This is a genomic window from Parvibaculum sp., assembly GCF_002684405.1.
In the GTDB taxonomy this organism is placed as follows: Bacteria; Pseudomonadota; Alphaproteobacteria; order Parvibaculales; family Parvibaculaceae; genus Parvibaculum.
This window is the reverse complement of the sequence record NZ_NYVD01000171.1, coordinates 1-23,476: the sequence shown is the minus strand read 5'-3', so window position 1 is coordinate 23,476 and position 23,476 is coordinate 1. Positions and strand designations below refer to the sequence as shown.

General features: G+C 61.2%; 18 protein-coding genes. 3 read left to right on the top strand and 15 right to left on the bottom strand.

Going from position 1 to position 23,476, the window contains the following annotated elements:
• The first annotated feature begins 154 nt into the window (after nucleotides 1–154).
• On the top strand, nucleotides 155–1,579 hold the full coding sequence (locus tag CMI59_RS15985) for an O-antigen ligase family protein (protein ID WP_293329227.1): 1,425 nt from the start codon (nucleotides 155–157) through the stop codon (nucleotides 1,577–1,579).
• A 15-nt stretch (nucleotides 1,580–1,594) separates the two neighbouring features.
• On the opposite strand, the gene CMI59_RS15980 is transcribed toward CMI59_RS15985, so the two are convergent.
• The 10 genes from CMI59_RS15980 to CMI59_RS15935 form a co-directional block, all read right to left on the bottom strand.
• The gene (locus CMI59_RS15980) at nucleotides 1,595–2,299 is read right to left on the bottom strand and encodes a hypothetical protein (protein ID WP_293329226.1); all 705 of its coding nucleotides are present in this window, start codon (nucleotides 2,297–2,299) and stop codon (nucleotides 1,595–1,597) included.
• On the bottom strand, nucleotides 2,289–4,502 hold the full coding sequence (locus tag CMI59_RS15975) for a polysaccharide biosynthesis tyrosine autokinase (RefSeq protein WP_293329225.1): 2,214 nt from the start codon (nucleotides 4,500–4,502) through the stop codon (nucleotides 2,289–2,291). Before CMI59_RS15975 ends, CMI59_RS15980 begins: the two co-directional genes overlap by 11 nt.
• A 221-nt stretch (nucleotides 4,503–4,723) precedes the next feature.
• Nucleotides 4,724–5,995 (bottom strand): outer membrane beta-barrel protein, encoded by a 1,272-nt coding sequence (locus CMI59_RS15970; RefSeq protein ID WP_293329224.1) that lies wholly within the window; start codon nucleotides 5,993–5,995, stop codon nucleotides 4,724–4,726.
• A 109-nt stretch (nucleotides 5,996–6,104) separates the two neighbouring features.
• Nucleotides 6,105–6,659: a hypothetical protein gene (locus CMI59_RS15965; RefSeq protein WP_293329223.1), complete on the bottom strand. Its 555-nt coding sequence runs from the start codon at nucleotides 6,657–6,659 to the stop codon at nucleotides 6,105–6,107.
• Nucleotides 6,660–7,005: 346 nt separating this feature from the next.
• Entirely contained in the window at nucleotides 7,006–7,674 is a 669-nt protein-coding gene (locus CMI59_RS15960; RefSeq protein ID WP_293329222.1) for a polysaccharide biosynthesis/export family protein, read from the bottom strand.
• A gap of 152 nt (nucleotides 7,675–7,826) precedes the next feature.
• Complete coding sequence (locus CMI59_RS15955) at nucleotides 7,827–8,555, bottom strand: metallophosphoesterase family protein (protein ID WP_293329221.1); 729 nt, start codon at nucleotides 8,553–8,555, stop codon at nucleotides 7,827–7,829.
• 241 nt (nucleotides 8,556–8,796) lie between these two features.
• On the bottom strand, nucleotides 8,797–9,534 hold the full coding sequence (locus CMI59_RS15950) for an SDR family NAD(P)-dependent oxidoreductase (RefSeq protein ID WP_293329220.1): 738 nt from the start codon (nucleotides 9,532–9,534) through the stop codon (nucleotides 8,797–8,799).
• Nucleotides 9,534–10,844 carry an FAD-binding oxidoreductase gene (locus CMI59_RS15945; protein WP_293329219.1) on the bottom strand — a complete coding sequence of 437 codons (1,311 nt, stop codon included), beginning with the start codon at nucleotides 10,842–10,844 and terminating at the stop codon, nucleotides 9,534–9,536. The genes CMI59_RS15950 and CMI59_RS15945 overlap by 1 nt, the downstream gene beginning before the upstream one ends.
• Nucleotide 10,845: 1 nt before the next feature.
• Entirely contained in the window at nucleotides 10,846–12,288 is a 1,443-nt protein-coding gene (locus CMI59_RS15940; protein WP_293329218.1) for a UbiA family prenyltransferase, read from the bottom strand.
• Complete coding sequence (locus CMI59_RS15935; RefSeq protein WP_293329217.1) at nucleotides 12,285–13,289, bottom strand: lysylphosphatidylglycerol synthase transmembrane domain-containing protein; 1,005 nt, start codon at nucleotides 13,287–13,289, stop codon at nucleotides 12,285–12,287. The genes CMI59_RS15940 and CMI59_RS15935 overlap by 4 nt, the downstream gene beginning before the upstream one ends.
• Nucleotides 13,290–13,507: 218 nt before the next feature.
• Here CMI59_RS15935 and CMI59_RS15930 point away from each other — a divergent pair, with 218 nt between their 5' ends.
• On the top strand, nucleotides 13,508–14,536 hold the full coding sequence (locus CMI59_RS15930; RefSeq protein WP_293329216.1) for a KpsF/GutQ family sugar-phosphate isomerase: 1,029 nt from the start codon (nucleotides 13,508–13,510) through the stop codon (nucleotides 14,534–14,536).
• A 75-nt stretch (nucleotides 14,537–14,611) separates the two neighbouring features.
• Here CMI59_RS15930 and CMI59_RS15925 read toward each other — a convergent pair whose 3' ends face one another.
• The 4 genes from CMI59_RS15925 to CMI59_RS15910 all read right to left on the bottom strand — a co-directional run bounded on the left by CMI59_RS15925 (nucleotide 14,612) and on the right by CMI59_RS15910 (nucleotide 20,986).
• Nucleotides 14,612–17,674 carry a hypothetical protein gene (locus tag CMI59_RS15925; RefSeq protein WP_293329215.1) on the bottom strand — a complete coding sequence of 1,021 codons (3,063 nt, stop codon included), beginning with the start codon at nucleotides 17,672–17,674 and terminating at the stop codon, nucleotides 14,612–14,614.
• 16 nt (nucleotides 17,675–17,690) lie between these two features.
• Nucleotides 17,691–19,022 (bottom strand): tetratricopeptide repeat protein, encoded by a 1,332-nt coding sequence (locus CMI59_RS15920; protein ID WP_293329214.1) that lies wholly within the window; start codon nucleotides 19,020–19,022, stop codon nucleotides 17,691–17,693.
• Nucleotides 19,023–19,277: 255 nt separating this feature from the next.
• Nucleotides 19,278–20,180, bottom strand: a complete 903-nt coding sequence (locus CMI59_RS15915) for a glycosyltransferase family 10 (RefSeq protein ID WP_293329213.1) — start codon at nucleotides 20,178–20,180, stop codon at nucleotides 19,278–19,280.
• Nucleotides 20,181–20,350: 170 nt separating this feature from the next.
• Entirely contained in the window at nucleotides 20,351–20,986 is a 636-nt protein-coding gene (locus tag CMI59_RS15910; RefSeq protein WP_293329212.1) for a polymer-forming cytoskeletal protein, read from the bottom strand.
• 190 nt (nucleotides 20,987–21,176) lie between these two features.
• On the opposite strand from CMI59_RS15910, the gene CMI59_RS15905 reads away from it, so the two are divergent.
• Entirely contained in the window at nucleotides 21,177–21,758 is a 582-nt protein-coding gene (locus CMI59_RS15905; RefSeq protein WP_293329211.1) for a D-sedoheptulose 7-phosphate isomerase, read from the top strand.
• 8 nt (nucleotides 21,759–21,766) lie between these two features.
• Here the strand turns inward: CMI59_RS15905 and rfaE1 are convergent, their stop codons facing one another.
• Complete coding sequence (rfaE1, locus tag CMI59_RS15900; RefSeq protein ID WP_293329210.1) at nucleotides 21,767–23,227, bottom strand: D-glycero-beta-D-manno-heptose-7-phosphate kinase; 1,461 nt, start codon at nucleotides 23,225–23,227, stop codon at nucleotides 21,767–21,769.
• Between the last annotated feature and the right edge of the window lie 249 nt (nucleotides 23,228–23,476).

The following is a 23,476-nucleotide window of genomic DNA, read 5'->3' as shown; positions in this document are numbered from 1 at the left end:
ATGAGCCATAGCTGCGGGAATGGCGGACATGTCTTCCTTTCTGCGACGTCGGCGCGCACATCGTGGCTCTTGGCCACTCGCCCCGACCGAAATAGGCTTCGGCTTGGATGGATAAACGAGACCTCATCCGCCTCGCCAATTGAAGCCTGAGCCCGTGAAAGCCGAATCTGTCCGCACCGCTCCTCGAATATCATCGAACAGAACCGACAGTCTGTTCTGGCCCCTCATTGCGCTTGTGGCGCTGGCGCCGCTGCCACTGGCAAGCAACAGGCCGCTACCGGCGGCGCTCCTCGCTCTATGCGCCGGCACCCTGCTCAGCATCTGGGCAATTCGCGTGGCGACAAAGGGACCAGGCACGATCGCCGTGACTGTTTCGCGGCTCCGCTGGCCGCTCATTCTGTTTGGCGCCGTAGCCCTCTGGATTCTCGTTCAGGCCATGCCGATCATGCCCCAGGATTGGGCCGATCCGATCTGGGGGCTGGCCGCGGAAGCGCTCGGCAAGCCTCTGGCGGGCAGCCTCTCGGTCAACCCGGAAGCCACCCTGACAGGCCTGATGCGCCTCCTCTCCTACGCCGCCATTTTCTGGCTGTCCCTGCAGCTCAACCGCGATCCCCACCATGCCCGACGCGCACTGGCGGCCATCGCCCTGATCGGCGGCGCCTACGCGTTTTACGGTCTTCTCATCTACTTCACCGGCAATGAGTGGATACTGTTTTATCGGAAATGGGCCTATCAGGATGCGCTCTCCAGCACCTTCGTGAATCGCAACTCTTACGCCACCTTTGCAGGCCTCTGTCTGCTCTGTGCGACGGTGTGGTTCATCGACAGCTTTCGGCACTTCCTCTCCATCAACCGGCCTCTGCGCCAACGCATCGTCATGATCGTCGAGACGATATTCAGCCGGGCTCTGCTGCGGACCCTTGCAGCACTGATGCTTCTCGTCGCCTTGGTACTTACCGGCTCGCGGGCAGGCATTGCCAGCAGCTTGGCCGCTTTCTTCCTGCTCCTGTTGACCTATGCCCGGGGCAGAAACGTCCGGGCTCCCCACGCAGCGGCCGCCGCGATCCTAGCGATTTCAATCGTCGGTATCATCGTTTTTCTCAGCGGCAGCCTGCTGTCATCCCGCCTTGCCGGGCTCGACAATGACCTGAGCGCGATCGACAGAGGCATCGTGTACAGCTCAACGCTTGATGCCATCGAAACAGTTCCATGGACAGGAACGGGCTACAGCACCTATCGAAACGTTTTCGCTGCCTACCGGCCAAGTTCACTGTCGTCCAGATTCTATTGGGACAAGGCCCATCAGGTTTATCTCGAAAACGCGCTGGAACTCGGCATCCCGGCGGCGCTCGCTCTCAACATCTCTATCCTGCTTCTGGCATGGGAGGCCTTGCGCGGCCTCTGGCGCAGGCGACGCCAGCGCACCTATTCGGCAATCGGCGTAGCGGCCACTATTCTTGTCGGGCTGCACTCTCTTCTCGATTTCAGTCTGCAAATACCTGCCGTCGCAGTTCTCTATGCATTCATTATGGGGCTGGCGGTGAGCCAGTCCTGGCCCTCTTCGAACCGGACCCGGTAGCCAGCCGCATTTCGGCTATCGCAGCTTGGTCCAATCAACTATTCGCCGCTGAAACCATCCTCGCCTGGCAGGCGTATCGAAGAGAACATCGAGGAAGGTCGCTCGGGCGTCATAGGGCAGCGAGAGATAGACGCGGAAAAGGGCATGGAGAAGCTTCCCATTTGACGTGAAGCGCCCGACATCCTGCCTGATGTCCCGCTGCAGGTCGGGCGGAACGTCTTTCCAGATAAGCATGGCAACATGAACGCGCAGGAGCATGCTCGACGCCTCGAAACGTCCGGTCAGCTTCGACAGTCGCAGAAAGGCTATGATCTCGTCCGCAGGCGCTTGCCGGCGCTGCGCCGTTCGAGCCAGCAGGCTCCAGACAAAGGCATTGTTGGGCATAAGGGCGGCCGCCGAGCGCAAATGCGAACTGGCATCGAGTAGCGCCGCGCCGTCTCCGTCTTTCAGCGCCAGGAGGTCGAACCTGGCAAGATCCTGTGCGATCTGACCGTCCGAGCGATGCACTGCGAGCGCATTTCGGTAGGCCCGGCGCGCCTGTTCGATGGCCTCTGACGACAGCCTGCTCCCATTCGCCAGCGCAGTGGGCGCCTGTCCGGCGTCCCGGGCGATGACGCCGTAGGCCAGCACCCGCGGCACAGCGAGCGATATGGTGAAAAGACCGATGGCGGCGAAAAAGATCGCCGTCCACCGGCCCGCTGCAGGCATGTCAGTTGACATAATACTTGCTGTAGCGGCTGTAATAATAACCGCCGTCGCCATAGCCGTATTTTGCCTGCTTGGCCGTATCGACCATGGAAAGCACAGTGCCGGCTAGAGGTGCGCCGAAATCGCGCAACTGCTTCACCGCGTTCTGCAGCGCATCGCGCGGGGTTTCGTTCCAGCGCGCAACGAACACTGTCTCGTCGACGATCTGTGACAGGACGCGGGCATCCGACACGGGCATGACCGGCGGGCTGTCGACAACAACAAGGTTGTAGGCTTCGCGGAGCCGCTCAAACAGAAGTTTCATCTGCGATGACCCGAAAATGTCGGGCGGGTTGGCCGTTCCCTTGGCAACCGGGATGACCTCCATCCCGGTCTTCTCGTCTTCGATGACGACTTCCTTGAAGTCGAGACGCGAGGCAAGAAGTTCCACCAACCCCTGTTCGGGCCGGCTGATCTTCAACGCTTCCGCCACCGACGGGTGACGCAGGTCGCAATCAAGGAGAACGACTTTCAGACCGGCCGACGCAGCAGCGCGCGCAAAGGACACCGCCGAAGTCGTCTTGCCTTCATTCGGCAGCGCCGATGTGAAAAGAACGACCTTTGGGGGATTGTCCACATTGGAAAACTGAAGCGCGCTTCGCAGGCTTCGGAATGCCTCCGAATAGGACGAAAGCGGCTTCATGACCAGATAGTCCTGCGGAGACAATACCTTTCCATCCGGCCCGCGCTCCTTCGGCGTCAGCGGGATCGACGCCAGGTTGGGCAGCGCCAGAAGCCTCTCCAGGTCGCCGGATGTCTGAATGCCGTTATCGAGATGTTCAAGCAGGAAGGCCGCGCCAACGCCTGTCATCAGCGACAGTGCAAAGCCGAGCATCACGAAAAGTGACGTCTTCGGGAAGGACGGCCCGCCCGGTACCACCGCCTTGGAAATGACCCGGGTATCGGGGGTCTGAATGTCTTCCTGCTCGCTGGTTTCCTTGAAGCGCTTGAGAAATGCCTCATAGACCTGCCGGTTCGCCGTCGCCTTGCGCTCCAGCTCGCGCAACTGGATCAGCGCTTCATTATTGGTGCCGGTTTCGCCCTTGATCTCTTTGAGATTGCTTTCAAGGGCCCGGACACGGGTCGAGGCCACGGAAACGTCGTTTCTCAGACTCTCGATAATTCGCCCGGCTTCTGCGGCGATCTGCGATTGAATGTCTTTCTGCTGCGCCTCGATATTCACGATCGCGGGATGGCGCGGCCCGTATTTGGCGGAAAGATTGGCTTCCTCCCGGGTCAGCTCCGCCTGCTTCTGACGCAGTGCCGAGATCGTCCCCGATTGGACCACATCGCCGACCGTTTCGACGCCCTTTCCTTCCCGTCTCAACTGCCGGGCGCGGTTATACTTGGCCCTTGCTTCAACGAGATTGGTCCGCGCCAGGATCAGTTGAGCGTTGAGTTCGGAGAGCTGTTGCTCCGTAACGGTCATACCTTTCGATTCTTCAAGCCCGTGCCGCGATCGATAGAGCTCCACAGCGCGCTCGGAATCGGTAACCTGACGGCGCAGATCGTCCAGTCGCCCGGCAAGCCATTCATTGGCCTGCTTGGTCGCGTTGAACTTCGCATCGAGCTGGTCGACGATATAGGCATTAGCAATCGCATTCGCGATCTTGGCGGCCTTGTAGCGATTCTCCGACGTGAAATTGATTTCAATCGTATAGGTGAGGCCGCGCCTTGCGACTTCCAGATCGGACAAAACCGAGTCCACGACGGATCTCTGCGTCATCTCTTCCTGAGAGGCACTCTGCTCAACAGCGTCGGTCTGGTCGCTTGGAGACAACAGGGAGAAAAGACGGCCCAGCAGATAGCGCGGATTAAGCCAGCGAAGCGCCGAAGGCTCCCGCAGCGCTGAATTAAACTCCGGATCGTCGATCAGGTTCTCGTTATCCACAACCCGTTCGATGAGATTGCGGGACTTGATGACCTCTACTTCACTGTCCAAAGCGGCGTCATTGGCCGGGATGCCGGAGACGACCGCCTCCATATCCACGACGTTGCTCTTCTGGCTGTCGACCAGAACCAGAGTTTGAGCGGTATAGAGAGGACGCATCTGGGTAATGGCAAGCACGATTAGCGCCGTCAGAACAACGGTAATACCGATGATAACGCCAGCGCGCTTGCGCATGATCCGCAGGATGGCCATCAGATCGAACTCCAGGAAGGAGTCGGTCTGCACCTCCGTCGCTCCGGGGGGAGTCCATTTAGCCGACGACATGCCAGAACCTTTAGACGGTGCGTTCATCTTCTAAACCCCAATCGCCGAACATTGCACCGCAATATACATGATCGCGGACCCTGCACATCCCATACGACAGCCAAAAACAGCCATAACGGAACAGGGCAGGCCAAGACTTCCGCCCTGCCTGCCCTGCTCGACTTGTTCGAACGCTCTTGCGATCAGAGCTTGCCGGTCAGCTTCAGGCCGACCACGTTGCGGGTGTAATCAAAACCAGCCGTATTGGAGTCCCGGTTCGTGTAGGTGTAGTTCAGTCCCAGGTCGAAATTCCGGTTGATCAGATACTTGACCCCTACGGTCGCCCCGGTCGTATCGTCGTTACGCGGGTTGTCGTTGAAATCATTGTTGGTGTAGCTGACCCCGCCGGAGAGGATCACGTTGCGGAGCAGCTCATGATCCACATTCACCGACAGGCTATTGCGGTCATAACCCGATGCGGCGCCAACGGTCGTTTCCTCGACGCGGCTGTCACCGGACACCGTGACCGTGGTCAGAGGCGTGGCGAACCATTCCACATCGATACCATAGGCAAGACCCTGAGTGCTGCTCAGCGCGGCGGCCTTGTAGTCACGTTCCTGGTAACCGACATAGACATTGCCCTGAGTCAGGCGCGAAATCTGGAATTCCGTACCGACCAGCGCGGCCCAGCCATCGGAATCCCGGTTGCCGGCGGGCGTGGTGAGATCGTAGCGACGCTGATCGAACCGACCTTCGACATAGACATTCGTGTCGGGGGAAACGAAATAACCAAGCCTGGCGGTTTCGGTGTATTCGTCACGGTCGCGATAGTCCTGGTCGATATTGGCGCCGCCCAGGGTGGTAGCGTCCTTGTAGTCGTAATTGTTGTATTCAACCCCCACGCTCGCATTGACGCGATTGAAGCGGTGGCTCAAATTCGTCGCGGCGTTGAACAGATTGTATTCGATGGGTTCTTGAGAGGTCGTCGGAGAGTTCGGGTTGCCGCGATCCTCATGCAGCTGCGCATATCGCGCCGACCCATTGAGCGCCGTGTCGCGGCTGATATCCAGCCGCCCGGCTCCGCCCAGGTTCCAGTTGAACCGATCTTCGTCGGACTTGTCGGCATAGAGCTGCTGGGTTACGCCGCCGCTCAGCGAAAGGGCGTGCCGGCCCCACACCGAATTGGCCGATATCCCCGCCGAAAGGGTGGTGATGAAATCATCGACCGTGTTGTTGCTGGTCGCATAGATATTGTCGTTGTAGCTCTCGCCCACAGAAGCAGTGGGGAACACCATGAAACTGCCGGCGCGGATACCAACGGGATCATAACCGGGCCGCGCACGCTCCATAACGCCCTGGTCACGAACGTCGGCAAGATTGGTATCGGCCTCCTGGGCCTGCGCCAGGGTCGGCAGAGCGGCGCAGGTCAGGCCTACGAGTGCCGCCGAGGCGAAATAAATCCGGGCTCGTCCCATTTGATGTGACCTCCAAAGTCGAGTTGTCTTCCTTGCCACGCGAACGAATAGGCGTCAGGCGCAGCGTATACGGAACGTAAAGTCGCTATAGTCGCCGGAAAGACGAGCCCTAATTCGGGCTCGCCGGGCTTTCCGGTGTTGTGTCATTTTCATTAGCGTCATCGACGGCTTCGGACGATTCATCCGAGACGCCCTCACCTGTGATCGACTTCGTTTCCGTGGCATTGCCCTCGGAAACAGACGCCACCAGCGTCGGATCGTCGGAGGCTTCGACCACCGCCTGCATGCTGCTGGCCACGTCCGGATTTTCTACCCCAATCAAGGCGATTGCGGCACCGAGGCCGCGGGAAGCGGCGGCCTTCAGGCCGGCATTATTGGCGAGCGCGGTCTGCGCCGCAGGGCTTTTCGGATTGGTGACTGCTTGGACAAATGCCTGAGCGGCGCCTTCCGGATCGTCGGAATTAGCGACGTAATCCTTGATCGCGGCCTCGAGAGCGGCTTCGTCGCCGGCATTCGCGACAATCAGGGCCTCGATAGCGGTCTGCATGGTCGCAAGTTCATCTGCGGTGGCGGCGTTGGCCGAAGAAACCGGCACAACCAGAGGCGTCATGAACACCCCAAGTCCCAGGCCGAGCACAGCCGCGGTGATCATCTTCTTGAGCATGACAAGAACTCCCCTCTTTTTGAGGTTGCCGGACCTGCGCTCATTGCTGCGGCGCAAAACCGGAAATCCATACCCGATCCAGCCTTTGACGACGCCCGGATCGTACTTACCTGAATTAATTGATGGTAAAGTATCATAGCTGCTGCGGTGCACCGAACCGCCAAATTTTTAAAGTACCGGCGATTCGCCATGTGAATGACGGTTTCCTCCCCGCTGTTGTAAAAATGCGTCGCTTGAGGGGCGAAATTAGCCTTTTAGATACAAAGGCTTATAAGCAGCGCTCACGCCGCCGTCCGGCGGGCGCTTCTAGGCAGGTCACCACAAAATTATCGTCAACCAGATTCACTCAGAAGAACCGCTCGGGTACTCGAATGACGTCCCCGGGCAGGATTTTCACGGCCTGACTGGCCGGATACTCGACCTCATTGCCCTTGCCGCGTGTGATGTAGACCCGGTCGTTGGCCGCGCGATAGGTGTACCCCCCCGCAACGGCTATGGCATTGAGCACGGTCATCCCACTCGAATAGGGGTACTGACCGGCCTCACCAACCTCTCCGTAGATGTAAAACGGGCGATAATTCAACACCTCAACACTGACCCGGGGCTCATTCAGATAACCCTGTTTGAGGGCGTTCTCGACCGCCGTCTCGAACTGACCGACCGTCAGCCCCTGCGCGCGGACCTGCCCCACAAGCGGCAGGGCCACATTCCCGGCGCCTGAAATGTCGAATTCGCCGGACAAATCCTTCTCGCCATAGACGATGACGCGAAGCTTGTCGCCGGATCCAAGCGTATAATCGACATTGGCATCTTCCGGCAGCGGGACCTCGCCCGCAGCCACGGGCGCGGCTTGAGGCCCTGGCAGGTTCTCTCTCGGACCGTCCGAACACCCTGCCAGCGAAAAGAGAACCAGCAACCCTGCTGCGATCAGGGGTAACCAGCGCTGTATGGCCGATCCGTGCCGCGATACCGCGTCCCTGCGGAACGACGAAGAAGATTGCGCCAGACTGGTCATCGATGGTCCTCATATTTGTCAACGCCAAGAAGTACTTACGGCAAATCTACCACACCGTAGATTGCCAAGACCATTGGCTGCGGGCTCTGTTCGCCGAAACCGTCCCGGCGAAGATCGCAAAAAGAAATGAAAATTCCGCAAACCTCGGTCGTTCAACTCGCAACGGCAAGCCTGCGGGCATCGTCCTGCCCGGTCTGCAAGAGCCGCTGCGACCTGCCCTCAAGCACCAGAGCGGTCAGGACGCCGGTCATGTACGCCCCCGTATCCACACCAATTCTGTTGTTTCGAAAGACGGCTTTCTCTTCCGGGGTATGTCCGTGAACGACAACTTTGCCGAAGGAACTCTCCGAAAGGAGGAAGTCCTCGCGTATCCATAGCAGGTCTTCGTCAATTTGTTTCGATAGCGGAACGCCCGGCCGAACCCCGGCATGTGCAAAGAAATAATCCCCCAACTCGGCGCTCGTCTCGAGCCGCTGGAGAAACTTCTTATGCGCTTCGGGCAATTCAGCCTCAAGCTTTTCACGCGCTTGCTCGAATTCGTCGGCGCTGTCGTGCCGCATAAGGTCCCGGACGCCATATGAATGAAGCGTCTCAAGCCCGCCGTAATATTTCCACGTCCGGCCGAATTCGGCATCGGCGAGGAATTGCAGCATCGCTTCTTCGTGGTTGCCCTTGAGATAAACCGCCTCGAAAGCCGTCGGGGGCCCCGCCACGAGCCGGTCCAGTACCGCTCTCGAATCCATCCCGCGATCGACGTAGTCGCCCAGAAACACGATCACTTTGCGCCCGGAGAAGTCCCGCGCATCCTTTTCGATGCGTGCCAGAAGTCCTTCCAGCAGATCGGCCCGTCCATGGATATCGCCGATCGCATAGATGCGCATGCCTTCCGGGGCCGAGGGCGGTGTACCGCCGCTGTCTCCCAGAGCGCTTTGGATACGATGAACGAGATTTTTTAGTCCCACGTCAGGTCCCTGACACTACATTTACGCGCGTCCAACCCGTTTCTCTACCAACGGTCGGGTTGGAAAACCATCTATCCATAAGAGGTTAGCCTTTCTCGGCTCTCAGACAAGGGCCCGTTCCCCGATGCCCTGGTTCGCCCGGCACAATGAAACCACGTCATCACAGTCGGCGCACGATAAAGGCAGGTGCGAAACGGACGATCAGCATGACAAATCGCCACCATGCCGGCGCATATATCACACCATTTCGTCTTTTCCCGACCGCCCGCACGATGGCCCCGGCCACCTGATCGGCCGAGGCCCATAAAGGCCCCTTCGGGAAATCCGCCGTCATCGGCGTATCGACGAAGCCGGGCTTCACGACCACGACATTAACCCCGGCGCTGTCGAGCTCCAGGCCCATGCCCTCGCCCATGACGGAGAGCATGGCCTTCGCGCCTCCATAGGCCCAGTTGCTCGGTCGTCCCCGGTCACCGGCCACCGAGGATATGACAACAAGACTGCCATGCCCGCGATCCTTCATGAGCCGCCCAAATTCGACCATCAGCGCGGCCGGACTCAACGCATTGACACCGAGGTTTTCCAGAAGATTGTCTGCCGAGGCGGTCACCTCGACTTGGTCGGGCAGGACGCCATGGGCGATGAGCGCGATATCGATCCCGCCAAGCGCCTCTTCCGCCTCCGCACAGAGACGGCTGAGCCCGTCCAGCACCGCCAAATCGGCAGGCTTCGCGATCACATCCTCCGCTCCGCGTGCGGTCAGATCGGCGGCGATATCGCCCAACGCGGTCTCATTACGTCCCACCAGCACAAAGCAGGCACCGCCAGCGGCCGCCCATTGCCGGGCGGCGGCCTGCGCGATCGCCGATGTGGCACCGAAAATCACAATGCGCGTCATCACGCCCTCCCCATCACACGGCGTTGGAAGCCGGACTCGAATGCCGGATCGATCTGTTTCATAAAACGGTCCAGCGCCGGAAAGCCCTTTTCGAACATCTCCACACTCATCCGCGCATCCTTGGCCGGATATAGCCGCCCGCCGGCTTCCGCGACGATTCCGTCCAGCCGATCAAGCAGCTCAAATGTGCGCTTGCCGAGAATGGGAAAGTCGAGCGCCAGCGTCGCGCCCTTCATGGGGAAGGACAGCAGGCCGGGCGACGCGACATCGCCGAAAGTCTTGAAGACGACCAGCGGCGAGCCCTGGCCCGATCGGCTGATTTCCTTGAGCAGTTCCGCGGAAGCCGCCCGCGCCTCATTGTCCGGCACCACACATTGATATTGCAGGAACCCTTTGGGTCCGTAGAGCCGGTTCCAGTTCGCAATGCTGTCGAGCGGAAAGAGATAAGGGTCGAAATGCCAGCGCCGCGACACCTCATGCACCCGCTGGCGCTCGTAATAGAGCGTGTTGAAGACGCGCAGGCTCACCCGGGTCACAAGCGACAAGGGCGGCGTCAGCGGCACGGCAAGAGGCAGGGACCGGGTGGCCGGATCGAGCCCCCCATCCGCCGCATGATTGGCGCGCATGAAATGTCCCCGCCCCAGCCTGTCGCCTTCCGCCAGGCAGTCGATCCAGGCGGCCGTATATTCGTGAGACGCTTCCGATCCCTCCGACAGGGCAAAGAACTCGTCCAGCGTATCGAAACGGAATTGCTCGCCTTCCAGATAGCTCGAGGCGATGGGGCGGAGCTTCAGCCGGACCTCGGCAATGAGCCCGGTCAGCCCCAGCCCGCCAATCGTCGCGGTGAAAAGCTCGGCGTTCTCGTCCCGTGAGCAGCTAAGCGCCGTCCCATCGGACCGCAGCAGGCGGAAGTCGAGAACATTGGTGCCGAAGGTACCAAAACGGTGATGGTTCTTGCCATGAACATCATTTGCAATTGCGCCACCGACCGTCACAAGCCGGGTTCCCGGCACGACCGGCAGAAACCAGCCCTTCGGCACGATAAGGTCGAGAATGTCTGAGAGGAGCACACCCGGCTCGCACACCAGCTCGCCCGCTTCTGCATCGAACAGGATGAACTTGTCGAGAGCGCGCGTGGTGAGAAGCGTGCCCCCATCGTTCAGGCAGACATCACCATAGGAACGCCCATTGCCGCGCGCGAGAACCGGACCGTCGCCAAGCATGGGCATGTGGCGGCGGTCGCGCCATGCGACCGCTTTCTGGTGGGGGGCTGCCGGAAAGCGCCCCCAGCTTTGGAAGTCGTTGGACATTTTAAAGTGCCGATCCCAGAAGAACGCCAGCGGCGACCAAAGCCGTCAACTGGCTCACCCTGTCCTTCAGCGCAAAAACGATGGGGTCGTCATGCATCTCGCCGCGCCAGGTCTTGAGCCAGACCCTGCTGATCCAGAAGAGAATAAGAGGCACGAAAAGCCATAGAAACTCATGATGGGGATAAAGCGCCCGGCTGTCGGGCGCATTGATATAGAGCGAAAAGATCACCACGCTCGCATAGCCCGAGGCAACGCCCAACGCGGTCAGTATCGGGAGATCGTCCCGCCCATAACCCCGGCCATGCAGCGCACCCGCGCTGTCGCGGGGAAGCCCCTGCAATTCGCCTACACGCTTTACGATGGCGAGGCTCAGAAAAAGGAAGATCGAAAACGCCAGCAGCCATGGGGAGAGATACACACCGGCAACCACGCCACCTGCGAAAAGCCGGATCGTATAGAGACCCGCCAGCGTGAAGACATCGACCACCGCCTGTCGCTTGAGTTCGAGCGAATAAGCCAGCGTCAGTCCGTAATAGCCCACAAGCACACCTGCAAAACCGATATCGATAGCGAGCGAAATCGCGAAGGCCGGCACGAGCAGAAGCGGGATCATCGTGAACCCTGCCGCCAGCGGCAGAACGCCGGCTGCGAAGGGCCTGTTCTTCTTGGTGACATGCCTGCGGTCCGACCCCAGATCCAGAAGGTCGTTCAGCACATAGACGCTTGAGGCACAAAGGCTGAAGGCAAGGAACGCCATTGCGGCGATGGAAAGCTTTTCCGGATTCGTGATCTGATGCGCGAGTACCAGCGGCACGAAAATGAGCGCGTTCTTCGCCCATTGATGCACCCGCAACTGCCGCAGCCACAAACGCCAGGCCGGACGCTCCGAAGACGGACCGAAGACACGCGCGAACGACACTCGGCCGGAAAGACGCCGTGCTATACGCGGCGAGCCCGCGACAAGCACGGCCCCGTCGGCCGCTTCCCAGACGGGCACATCCACATCGGCATTCGCAACATAGACGAAACTGCCATAGGCATTGCGCAGCGCCTCCGCCTTGGCCCTGCCCTTGCGATTGGCCGAGCCGTCGCTGGCGATCACATCGTCGAAGATACCCAGATGCGCCGCGATGGGCCGGGCGATCCGCTCATCTGCCGCGGTTGCCAGCACGATACGCCGCCCCGCCGCCTTTTCAGTGCGCAGCCAGTCGACCAGTTCCTCATTATAGGCAAGGCTCTCCGGATCGAAACGAACCGCTTGTGCGACGGCCGCTTTGAAGGCCGCCCGACCGCGCATCAGCCAGAACGGCAACAGCAACACCGCCAGCGGCTTTTGTTTCAGCAGCATCAGCAGGGTTTCGATCAGCGTGTCGGTACGCGACAACGTGCCGTCGAGATCGACGCAGAGAACAGATTCCGCAGCGAACTGGGGTGTTTCATTCATTGGGATGCCTCCCCCGGATGCAGTTCGGCAGAGCGATCTTTGCCCAAATCCTCACCGTCGTCTCCGCGATATTCGAGCCAGAGAAGCGCGACCGCGCCCAAGCCAACGGCAAACCACAACGTTGCAAGCCGACAGATCAAAGTGACCGCCACCGCTTCCGGCAGGGAGAGCCCGGCGGCCAGCAAAAGACCAGTCATGGCAGCTTCGGTGCCGCCGAGCCCGGCAGGCAGGAACACCGCCGCCGCGCCGGCCAGGATCGCCAGTCCGTAGACGCCGATGGAAAAGACAAGATCGGGGCTGGCAGGAAAAGCGCTGGCAAGCAACCAGACACCGACACCCTCCGCGCCCCAAGAGACGATCGCGATCGCCAGCGCAGGCACAAGACGTCCCCAGCGCAGCAGCGCGCGGGCGTGCATGAGCGTCGTGGACAGCCAGGCCCCAGCATTGGCGGCACGCGCTCCCAAACGCGAGCCCAGCGCGACAAGCAGATCCGGTGTCCGACGATGATGCAACACGGCAAGCCCCAACGCGACGCAAAGGGCAAAGAAACCAACCGCCCAGGCGAGGTCCTGACGCGCCAGCAGGATGAAGGAGGCGAGAACCAGAATGGCGATAAGATCGAGCAGCCGCTCCACGAACATCATCGCCAACCCTGTGGAATAGGGAACGTCGTCGCGGCGCAGATAGAGGCACCGTACCGCCTCGCCTGCCTTGCCGGGACTCACGGTGAGCGCAAAGCCGCTCAGATAGACGAGAAGGCTGCGCCATGCCGGAACGGCATGGCCGAGCCAGCCGAGATATAGCTGCCAGCGCCAGAAGCGCAGCGCGTAATTGGCAAGGGAAAGCATCAAGACGAGGGCAAGCCGCCCCCAGCCGATCACCGCCACGGACTCCATGAGACGGTCGCCATCGGCCATGACCGACAGCGCGAGATAGCCGACTAGGGCCAGCACTGTGACCGTGATTGCCCCCTGCCGCCAGCGTGGGGAGATACGCTGCATCTGATACTGAACCCTCGCTTGATCACTCGGCGAAAGTGTAGAGCACAGGGGTTAACAAAGAAACCGGCCGATACCGTGTGAACCGGCTGTTTCCTGTACCGTTCTGGACGATTCCGTTGATCGCCTGTCCCCTGCTATAAGGTGAGGCAAACAACAGGCAACCCTGCGGCCATAGACGAACTGGCCGAAGAGAAACGCAACCCTTTCAGGAGATCGATTTGTCGAAGAGCAAGGCCGGCGCCGCCTCACCGGATGAAAGCCAGTCACACGATCACCTCGCCTCCGCCCGGCGGACACTGGAGCTGGAAATCGACGGGCTGAAGCAGATGGCCGCCTCGCTGGACGGTCCGTTTTCCGATGCGGTCGAATTGCTGGCGGCTGTGCGGGGCGAGGATGGCGACGGCCAGCGCCGCGCAGGGCGCGTCGTCGTCACCGGCATGGGCAAATCGGGCCATGTGGGCCGCAAGATTGCCGCGACGCTTGCCTCCACCGGCACACCGGCCCAGTTCGTTCATCCCGGAGAGGCTTCCCATGGCGATCTCGGCATGATCACGCCGGACGATGCCATTCTGGCGCTCTCCTGGTCGGGCGAAAGCGCCGAACTCACCTCGATCATCACCTTCGCCAAGCGTTTTTCGATACCGCTGATCGGGATTACCTCGGTCGACACGAGCGCGCTCGGCAAGGCTGCGACCGTTCCGCTGGTGCTTCCACGCGCCGAGGAGGCCTGCCCCAACGGCCTCGCCCCCACCACCTCGACCACGATGCAGCTTGCGCTCGGCGATGCGCTGGCCATCGCCCTGCTGGAACGTCAGGGCTTCACGGCAAGCGATTTCCGCGTCTTCCATCCCGGCGGCAAGCTCGGCGCGATGCTCCGCCATGTCCGCGAAATCATGCATGCAGGCGCGTCGCTGCCACTCGCCGACCAGTCCATGCCGATGAGCCAGGCCCTGATTATCATGTCGGAGAAAAGCTTTGGCTGTATCGGCATCACGGACAAAAAGGGCGCACTGGCCGGCATCATCACCGATGGCGATTTACGCCGTCACATGGGCGAAAACCTGCTGACCAAGACCGCGGGCGAGGTCATGACACCTGGGCCCAAATCGATCCCGCCTTCCATGCTGGCCTCCGAAGCGCTCAACATCCTGAATGACAAGAAGATCACCAGCCTCTTCGTGGTCGATGCCGACAAGCCCGTCGGCCTCGTCCATATCCACGACTTCCTGCGCGCCGGTGTGATGTAGGGCACATGATATCCCACAAACGAAAATGGCCGGGCAATCGCCCGGCCATTTCCATTTTATCTACCCTCGTCACGCTCACGGAGGCGATGCTGCGGCCTGGCTGAACACCGCCGTGCCCTGCACCGCCCCTGCATTGTTCGGCGAACCTGAATCCGAAATCGTATAGCTGACCGCGGCATGGCTCGCTCCATTGCCCGACAGGAAGCCAGAGACGACGGCCCGACAACTCGAGCCCTGGCAGGCCGGTCCGCCCGGCGTGATGTCGTAGCGCCCCTCGGCGGCATGGCCGAAACTATTACCAAAAATAGCCCCGTAGAGATTGATGTCCGACTGGGTCGGGTCGGCGCTCCCGCCCTGGGAGGCGAACGCATAATCATGTCCGCCGATCGAAACGTTGAAGTCGATACCGACCCGCGCGGTCGACGAGTTTGCGCCAAAAGCAACGCCCAGCGTGCCCGTGAATGTGCCGGGTGAGACCGATCCATCATCGATAGTCGGCCTGGTTGCCCCTACGAGGCCATACTGCGCGGTGCCTGAAACCGGAATATTCGTGGCATCCGATCCGACCGCGATATGCATGCCGCCATCCGCGGGCATGGTCGGCGCAGGATTCGAATAGGCAGTGCCGCCCAACGCTCCGCCGGTCCAGCGTGCCCAGGAAACCGGGCCGTCATTGCCCGCATCGACAATGCTGGCCGCGCCGTTATTGATCACGACATTCGCGTCCCCTGGAGACTCCAGGCCAGCGACCTCGCCATTTGTGTTGAAGGTAACAAGCCCGTTGGACGAATAGGCGTAGCTGCCGATACCGTTCGTCACGATCGACGTGCCCGGGCTAACAACCAATCCGCTCATATAGGCGATCTGGTTCAGCAGGGCGGGATTATCGTCGCGCTGAAAGAGGACTGAGCCGGTAAGGCTTTCCGATCCGCTCCCGATAGCATAGGCGAGCCCCGCATCGCTACCGCCCGAGCCGTTCACATAGCCGATGATCTGGTAGGAACAGCTCCCGCCACAGGCAATACCGTTCGAGGTCATGTTGTCGTAGGTGCTGAAGCTGCCATTCGAGAGATAGAGGTCCAGTCCCCCGGTTGACGGATCGGCCGCCCCACCTGCGGTAGAGAAGTTGTAGACCGCGTCGCCCCCCGGCTCCTGCATGGTGACGACGGCATCGAGCCCTACCTTGGCCGTCGAGGGCGCGAACGCGACCGACATCTCGCCTGCGAAACTGCCGTCATACCCGATACCCGTCTTGTAGATCGGCCGCGTCGCAGCCTTCAATGCATAGTGTGCCGTACCTGAAATGGGGATGAGATTGCTGTCGTAACCGCTGCGCAGGAGATAGACGAGGCCGTCGCCGCCGGAAACCGTATGCGTCGCGGTGGTCGCACCGGTCTGCTCGATGTCGCCGCCATTCCATCGGCCGATCTGGAAATAGGCATTGCCGGCAAGATCGGCAGTCACCGCATCGTTCCTGTCATACACGTCATTGTTCGCCCCGGCCGTCGCAAACCCGGCAAATGCGCCATCGGAACCAAAGACGTAATTCTGATAGGCGCCTGGACGCTCCATATGCGTGTCCTGCGCATAGAAAACGATGAAGGGGGTGAGGCTCTGCCGATTTTGCCGGATCAAGGGCGCGTCAAGCGAACCGCTTGCTTCCGGCGGCGTCACGCCGCCGCTGCCACCACCGCCGCTTGCACCTGCATCATAGGAGGATTGCGAAAAGGCCGCCGTGCCGGAAATGTGCTTGCCGCGGAAGGTGCTATCGGTCGTTACCGAGGAATCGTAGATGTTGTAGGCGATCCCGACATAGTCGCCGGTCGTGCCGCCCAGAATACCGTCGACGAATGCCTTGCAGTTCGCGCTCGGACAGGCGGCACCACCCTGCGCCATGTTGACGGATTCGAGCACGAAAACGCCATTGGCAAGGTCGGAATAGTTCACCGCGCCACTCGGCGTGGCCGATCCGCCACTCGTCTGGATCGCATAGGTGTGATCACCGGGCATATCGACTGCGAAATCCACCCCCACCTTGAAGGCCGGACCGAAGGCGATACCCAGCGTGCCGGTGAACGTGCCCGGCGCAAAGCTCCCGTCATCGATAGTCGGCGATGTCGCCGCGGCCAGCGAATAGAGCGCAACTCCCTGCGTCGGCAAATTGGTCGCCGGCTGGCCATAGGCCAGATGGAGCCCCTGATGGCTCGTCCGTGGCAAACTGGAATAGGTCGTGCCGTTATAGGCGTTGTAGTAATTGCCATGCGTCTCACCGCCCGCCCAACGTTCGATGAAGATCGCATTGCCGGCATTGCCGCGCTCAAGCGAGTCATTTGAATTGCGCTCCAGATCCTCATCCGTGCCGGTCCCGACCTTGTAGCGGTTGAGTTCGCCGCCACTGCCGACCGTCACGGTTACATCGGTGCGCGTGTCGATGCCGATGGCGTCCCCCGCATAGGCGATGGAATAGCCGGTATCCTCCGTACCCGTTACCGGATTGACGACACCGGTCACGGGCGGCGTGCCGCCATAACCGCCCGAGCCACCGGAGGCTTCTTGCGCAACGGACGACCCGCCGCTGCCTCCCTGCTCGTCCGCCGGCGAGTAATCGGTGTCGCCAGAAGTGTTAGAGGCGACCTGCGTCGTCGTCGGAACGGGTGGCGTGAAGGTGCCCGCGACATCCGTGTCGCTGGCTTCATAACCGCCCCCCCGCGCGAATTCCCGTGTCTCGCCACCATTGGAGACGCTGGCCGTCCCTTCGTTGACGCGACCGTCGAGCCCGCCGCTGTCGGAAGCAAAGGCGGAAAAGGCGCCGCCCGTGGACGACACGGTCACACCGCCGCGCGTCACGGAAATCGGCATGCCTTGCGAGGCAACCCGCATGGAGCCGGAGACAAGATTGAAGGACAGCGAATCTCCCTCGCCCGTAATAGTGAAGGTCGACCCTTCGGCGACGGAAATGATCGATCCGTCGGGCGCCTCCAGTTGCAGGACGGAACCTTCCACCGTCACTGTCTCGCCCGGTTCGATATTCGCAGCATCGCTGCCGAACAGAACCGGGAGCGCCTGTGCGCCGGAGATACCTGCCATCGGAACGAGAAGAGCCGAAGCCAGCAGAGCGTTACGAAAATGCCTGGTCATGTCGAATATCCTCGCTTCAAAAATCCACGCCCAGCGAGAGACCGGCGACGACGCGGTCATACTCGTAGAGCACGATGTTGCTGTCCGAATTGGTGTAGGAGACGTTTGCGCCCAGCGTGACGGCATCGTTCAGCGCATAGCGCAGGCCGATCGAGGCATCGCTGCGCACCGTATGCCGCTCGGTCAGGAAAAGCGGGTCCGGGTCCTTGTAATCGGCAACCTCGATCGAGGCGCTCGCATACCCGCGCAGCTGCGACACAAGCGTGATCTCACCGCCCAGCCGTCCACCGAGAAACCGGTTCGACAAATGGTCGAAACCGCTATGCGTCACCTTCTCATAGCCGCCATATATGCCGGCATAGGCGTATGGCTCACGCGAACCGGCAAAGCTCTGCCCGATGGTCGCGCCCGCCGTGTATCGGTTGGCGTTCTGGCCCTGATTGGAGGGATAGCTCAGATGGGCATATTGCAGATAGACGCCATAGTCGGTCTGACCCTCGCTGCGATAGTTCCACTGACCGAGCCCGCCCACCGTATAGCGATAGGGCTGGCCGTCGATCCAGTAGGATTGCCCCTGCATGGAAAGCGAGAAGGAGCCCCAATCCGGCGTGCGCTGCGCCGCGCCGACATTGAACCCGGCAATTGCCTGGTTGAACTGATCGTATTCCGCATTCCCCCGATAGGAGGCGTTCACATCGGCAAAGAGCGACCGGCCGATGGAGAGGCCGTGCGTCAGCGACATCCGGCCCGCCACCTGCGCAAACGCATCCTCCTGCCCTGTGGCACTCGAAGAAAGCGTCGCATAGCCGAGCCCGGCAAAAGCAGGGATCAGGATGCGGTTGTCTGCGGTCGAATTATTGACGTTGGAATCGTAGCCCGCACTAAGCTCCAGATGCCTCTTGAGTGTCGTTCCGCCGCCGGAAAGTCCGGTATCCAGCGCATCGACATAACGCGCGATCGCCTCCTTGACGCCCGGGGGCACTGTTTCCTGCGCCTTGACCGTGGCAAGTTCGCGACGTGCCGCCTCCGGCTCGTTGAGCGCGATATAGGCACGTCCCAGCTCCGCCCTCGCCTGCAGATGATCCGGATCGACAGCCAGAACCCTCTCGAAAGCGGCGGCAGCCTCCGCCGGCTTGCCGCTATCCATGGCGGCAAGGCCCAGCGCATAGTCGAAATCCGGCTCACCCGCCCGGGCACGTTCTTCGGGCTTCAATATCCTGTAGGCGGCCGGCCCATTACCTTTGTCGATCAGCGCCTGCGCATCCTCAAGCGTACCCGCAGCGGCTACCCCGATCGCGGAAAGTGCCGCCGCGATGGCCAGCCCCGCGCCCAGCAGACCCGACCGCATCAAAGGCCGCGCCATCCCCCGCCCGAGCGGCACGGTCCCGCAGCGGGACCCAACCCGGCGCAGGGAAGCTTTCCCGATATTCATCTATGTCACCCCCGTCACATCAATCACTTATCCGGAAACCCGAGTCGCCAAGGGGGTCCGGAAAACGAGGGCCAACCTAGTGAAATCGCTGTTCTGCCCGCATGATCCATTTGGGCTATGAATGCATGATCCGGCGGGATCGCGCGGATTTCCGCCATCCGCGCATCGCTGTCATCGGCTCGCGCGAACGACTTTCCCGATGAAACGCACGAGCGGCTCTAGGCTTGGCGCCTGGTCCAGCAGCGGCACCTCGACGAGCCGCCTCAGCTTCTCGGGAGCGACGGCCTCCGCCATTCCCTTTGCATATCCCGCCTTGGCAAATGGGAGGCTGTTGATCAAAGCACCGGCATTGAAATCGGCGTCGAGGTTCGGATCCGCCCAGCCGATGGGAATGCACCCGGCCGCATAGGCCTCGACGATTTTCTCGGTGTAATAGCCCGGATAAAGACTGTTTTCCGGACACAGATTGAACATGTAACGCTGAAGCACATCGTATTTGTAGAAGCCGCTGCTGTCGTGGGAGGCGATACTTTTGTCGAAGGCCCGGCCGAAACCGTCGACCTCCATCACGCTAGACAGCGCTTCGATGAGCGAGCCGCGGGGCTCGTTCAAATGCCAGCTGAAGATGGCGGCCCGAAACTCCCGCTCAAGCGGTCGCGGACCCAACGGTTCCAGCAGCCGCTCTATCTCGATGCCGCCGCCAAAGCGGCCATTCTCGGGCTCATAGACGATGCCCCTTTCCCGCCACACCAGACTGTCCGTCCAGAGAGGCCAGCGAAGGTGGGTATCGTCATCGACGCCAAGATCGAACGAGATCGAAAAATCCGCCGGAACGGCGTGTCGCCGGACATTTTCACCGGTATGAAACAGGTAGGTCGCGTTCCTGTTCCTGTCGGATTTCTTCAGTTTTTCGAAAAAGCCGCGTTTCTTCCTGAAGGGGCCGACAATCACCAGCTCGGCCCGATCCTCCGGCACGATATCGACCGAACCGCCACAGACCGCCCTTATGACGGTCGGCACCAGGCTATCGACATAACCGGAATAGACATCCCGAAGGGCCAGCTTCAGCCGCATTCCTCTCACCGCAAGAACCGATCAGACAAGGACCGGTATCCGGTCCGTGCGCATATAGTTGGCCCATGCGTTGAAAGTGCAAGACAAGACTGGGTTTCCCGCCAGCTCAAGCGCCTGGAGGATATCGGGGTCCGGTCCCGAAATCAGGCGCAATCGAGCATCGGGCGGGGTTAGGGCATCAGGGAGAGAAGGCCGATGGAGCCCAGCGCGATGATGACACCAAACATGATCGGCGCCATCTGGCGCATATGCCAGCGCAACGAGGGCCTGAAACGCCGCCCGCCGGCCTTGCGCGAGGACCCCGGCGACGAGCCTGGCTGCGCCTCGCCAAGCGCCTCGACGCCCGTGACGTTGATATGCGCATCGACGCCGGCCCCGCGATGGGTGACCAGCTGCCCGCAGGTGATATGACCGCTGACACGGCCGGTGGACCGCATGATGACCTCGCCCGCGCAGGTCAGCGTTCCTTCGAACTCGCCGGCGATCTCCGCCCGCTGAACGAAGGCCTCGCCCTCGACGCGCCCGGAGGCACTGATCGAGAGGAGATTGGCGCGCAATTCGGCCCGCCGGACGAGCCCGTCCACGAACATGGAACCGTTCGTATCGAAAGACCCTTCCAGCGAACTGTTGTCGCCGACCACAATGTCTTCATTGCCGGCCCGCAGGACGTGGACATTCGCAGACCGGTGCTCGGCGCCGGCCGCACGTCTCGCATCGGACGGGGATTTCTCGGATGATGCTTTTTCGGACGACAGTTTCTCCGGCGGCAGTTTTTCAGGGGATGATTTGTTGTCGGCAATACTCAAGGTCGTCCCTCCCGGCTCGCGATCCAATCTGGAATCAGTAGCAGGCCGACCGCGCTCGCATATGGGAGTCGGGTTCATTTTGGTTCCGCCGCACCCCTCGATGGCCGGAGCGCCTCCCTTGGCCTCGCCTCTTGCCTCCGCATTGGATAGATTGAGGGCCCGAGGCACAAACCATCGAGAGACCCAGCGAATGCTCTTCTCAACGATCTTCCGGAATAACCTTGCCGAGCACCGCCGCGTGATGGAGGAGATGGACGCGCTGGAAGAGGAATTCGCCCACGCGGCCGCTTCCTGCGTGGAGGCGATCTCAGGGGGCGGCAAGATCATGTTCTTCGGTAATGGCGGCAGCGCCTCGGATGCCCAGCATCTCGCGACCGAGCTTTCCGTGCGCTACATCAAGGACCGTCCGGCCATCGCCGCCATCGCCATCACCACCGACAGCTCGGTGCTGACCGCCACGGCCAACGACATGGGTTATGAAGAGGTCTTTGCCCGCCAGATCGAGGCTCTGGGTCGACCGGGCGATGTCGCCATCGGCATCTCGACCTCGGGCAAGAGCCCCAATGTGCTGCGCGCGCTCGACAGGGCGAAGACGCAAGGCATGGTCACCATCGGCCTTTCCGGCGCCGATGGCGGTCCCATGAAGGACTTCACCGATCACATTCTGGAAGTTCCCTCGCGCACCACGGCCCGCATCCAGGAGATGCACATCACGCTCGGCCACATGCTGTGCGCGGCCATCGAGCAGAAGCTGGGACTGGTCGAGGAATAGGCGCTGGCCTACTTTCCGAGTTTTTCGATGGTCTGTGTCGTCGAAAAGCCAGGCACCAGATCGACGATCTCGACACGGCCGCCCTGCGCCTTCACGAACTCCGCGCCGACAATCGTCTCGACGGTATAGTCCCCGCCCTTGATCAGCACGTCGGGACGCAAGGCTTCGATCAGTTCAGCGGGCGTGTCTTCCTCGAAGATCACTACGAGATCGACGGAGCCCAGCGCCGCCAGCACGGTTGCCCGCGCAATATCGGGCTGCACGGGCCGCTCCGGCCCCTTGAGCCTCTTCACCGAGGCATCGCTGTTCAGGCCGACGACAAGCCGGTCGCAAAGCGCGCGCGATTTTTCCAGCAGCGTGACATGGCCCGGATGCAGCAGATCGAAACAGCCATTGGTAAACCCGACCTGCAGATCGGCCGCCTGCCAGCCAGCCACCAGATCGCAGGCCGTGGGCAGGCCGACCACCTGTTCCTCGATGCTCGACAGCTCCTCGTCGCGAAGCTTCGCCTCAAGCTCTTCGCGATAGACGACCGCCGTTCCCACCTTGCCGACGACGATCCCTGCCGCGGCATTGGCAAGAAGCGCCGCCTGCGGCAGCGAAAGCCCGCCCGCCCGCGCAGCCGCCAGCGTGGCGACCACTGTGTCGCCCGCGCCGGACACATCGAAAACCTCTCTCGCCTCGGCGGGGAAATGGATCGCATCGCCCTTACCGCTCACCACGGACATGCCGTCCTCGCTGCGCGTCGCAACGACCGCACCAATGCCGGCTTCATCCATGACAGCGCGCGCCGCAGCAATAACCGCCGCATCGCTATCCACCGGCATACCGCTCGCTTCGGCTAGTTCCTGCCGGTTCGGCGTGATCACATCGGCACCGCGATAGCGCCCATAATCGCGCCCCTTGGGATCGACCAGCACCGGCACGCCCGCTTCCCTCGCAGCCTTGATCACCACCTCGCAGACATAAGGCGTGAAGACGCCCTTGCCATAGTCGGAAAGAACCAGAATGTCCGCCTTCGGAAGATGCTGGGCAACGGCGGCGGCGACGACATCGGCGGTCTCGTCGGCGATTGCTTCCACGGTCTCCCGGTCGGCGCGCAACATTTGCTGGCCCATCGAAATATACCGCGTCTTGATCGTCGTCGGGCGACCGGGATCGGCCACAAGATCCGCCGTCACGCCGGGCAGTTCGTCGAAAATCTCCGAAAGGGACCGGCCCGCCTCGTCATCGCCCACAACCGAAACGAAGGAGACCGTCGCATCCAGCGCCGCGAGATTACGCACCACATTGCCCGCGCCGCCCGGCATCGACCTCTCGTCGCGAACCCTGAGAACCGGAATAGGCGCTTCGGGCGAAATCCGCTCCACCTGCCCATAGACGAAACGGTCGAGCATCACATCCCCGACGCAGACGACACGCGCACCGCTCAATGCGCCGACCTGAACCTGCCTTGAAATGTCGCTCATATCTTGCTCACGGGAATAATGCCCGGTTTGTCGTTGGGAACGGGGCCTCTCCGCCTGTGCAGAGGCAGAAACGCATATAGCATTCACAGTCTTACTTAGCATTAAATTCGACGACACGCGGCCTTGCTGGCCAGCTTCGGAAAATCGGGGCAAAATGCGCGCCCGTTCCCTATACGCATACCGCGCGCGCCATGCTCCTCGACAATGGAATCTGGATATCGACCGAGAGACCCCGGCCCATGCCGGGCC

Coding starts and splice junctions, on each gene's coding strand:
- CMI59_RS15905 (WP_293329211.1), top strand. CDS start 21,177: ATGCTCTTCTCAACGATCTTCCGGAATAACCTTGCCGAGCACCGCCGC.
- CMI59_RS15915 (WP_293329213.1), bottom strand. CDS start 20,180: ATGCGGCTGAAGCTGGCCCTTCGGGATGTCTATTCCGGTTATGTCGAT.
- CMI59_RS15980 (WP_293329226.1), bottom strand. CDS start 2,299: ATGTCAACTGACATGCCTGCAGCGGGCCGGTGGACGGCGATCTTTTTC.
- CMI59_RS15940 (WP_293329218.1), bottom strand. CDS start 12,288: ATGAATGAAACACCCCAGTTCGCTGCGGAATCTGTTCTCTGCGTCGAT.
- CMI59_RS15925 (WP_293329215.1), bottom strand. CDS start 17,674: ATGACCAGGCATTTTCGTAACGCTCTGCTGGCTTCGGCTCTTCTCGTT.
- CMI59_RS15950 (WP_293329220.1), bottom strand. CDS start 9,534: ATGACGCGCATTGTGATTTTCGGTGCCACATCGGCGATCGCGCAGGCC.
- CMI59_RS15945 (WP_293329219.1), bottom strand. CDS start 10,844: ATGTCCAACGACTTCCAAAGCTGGGGGCGCTTTCCGGCAGCCCCCCAC.
- CMI59_RS15955 (WP_293329221.1), bottom strand. CDS start 8,555: ATGCGCATCTATGCGATCGGCGATATCCATGGACGGGCCGATCTGCTG.
- CMI59_RS15960 (WP_293329222.1), bottom strand. CDS start 7,674: ATGACCAGTCTGGCGCAATCTTCTTCGTCGTTCCGCAGGGACGCGGTA.
- CMI59_RS15920 (WP_293329214.1), bottom strand. CDS start 19,022: ATGCGGTCGGGTCTGCTGGGCGCGGGGCTGGCCATCGCGGCGGCACTT.
- rfaE1 (WP_293329210.1), bottom strand. CDS start 23,227: ATGAGCGACATTTCAAGGCAGGTTCAGGTCGGCGCATTGAGCGGTGCG.
- CMI59_RS15970 (WP_293329224.1), bottom strand. CDS start 5,995: ATGGGACGAGCCCGGATTTATTTCGCCTCGGCGGCACTCGTAGGCCTG.
- CMI59_RS15965 (WP_293329223.1), bottom strand. CDS start 6,659: ATGCTCAAGAAGATGATCACCGCGGCTGTGCTCGGCCTGGGACTTGGG.
- CMI59_RS15935 (WP_293329217.1), bottom strand. CDS start 13,289: ATGCAGCGTATCTCCCCACGCTGGCGGCAGGGGGCAATCACGGTCACA.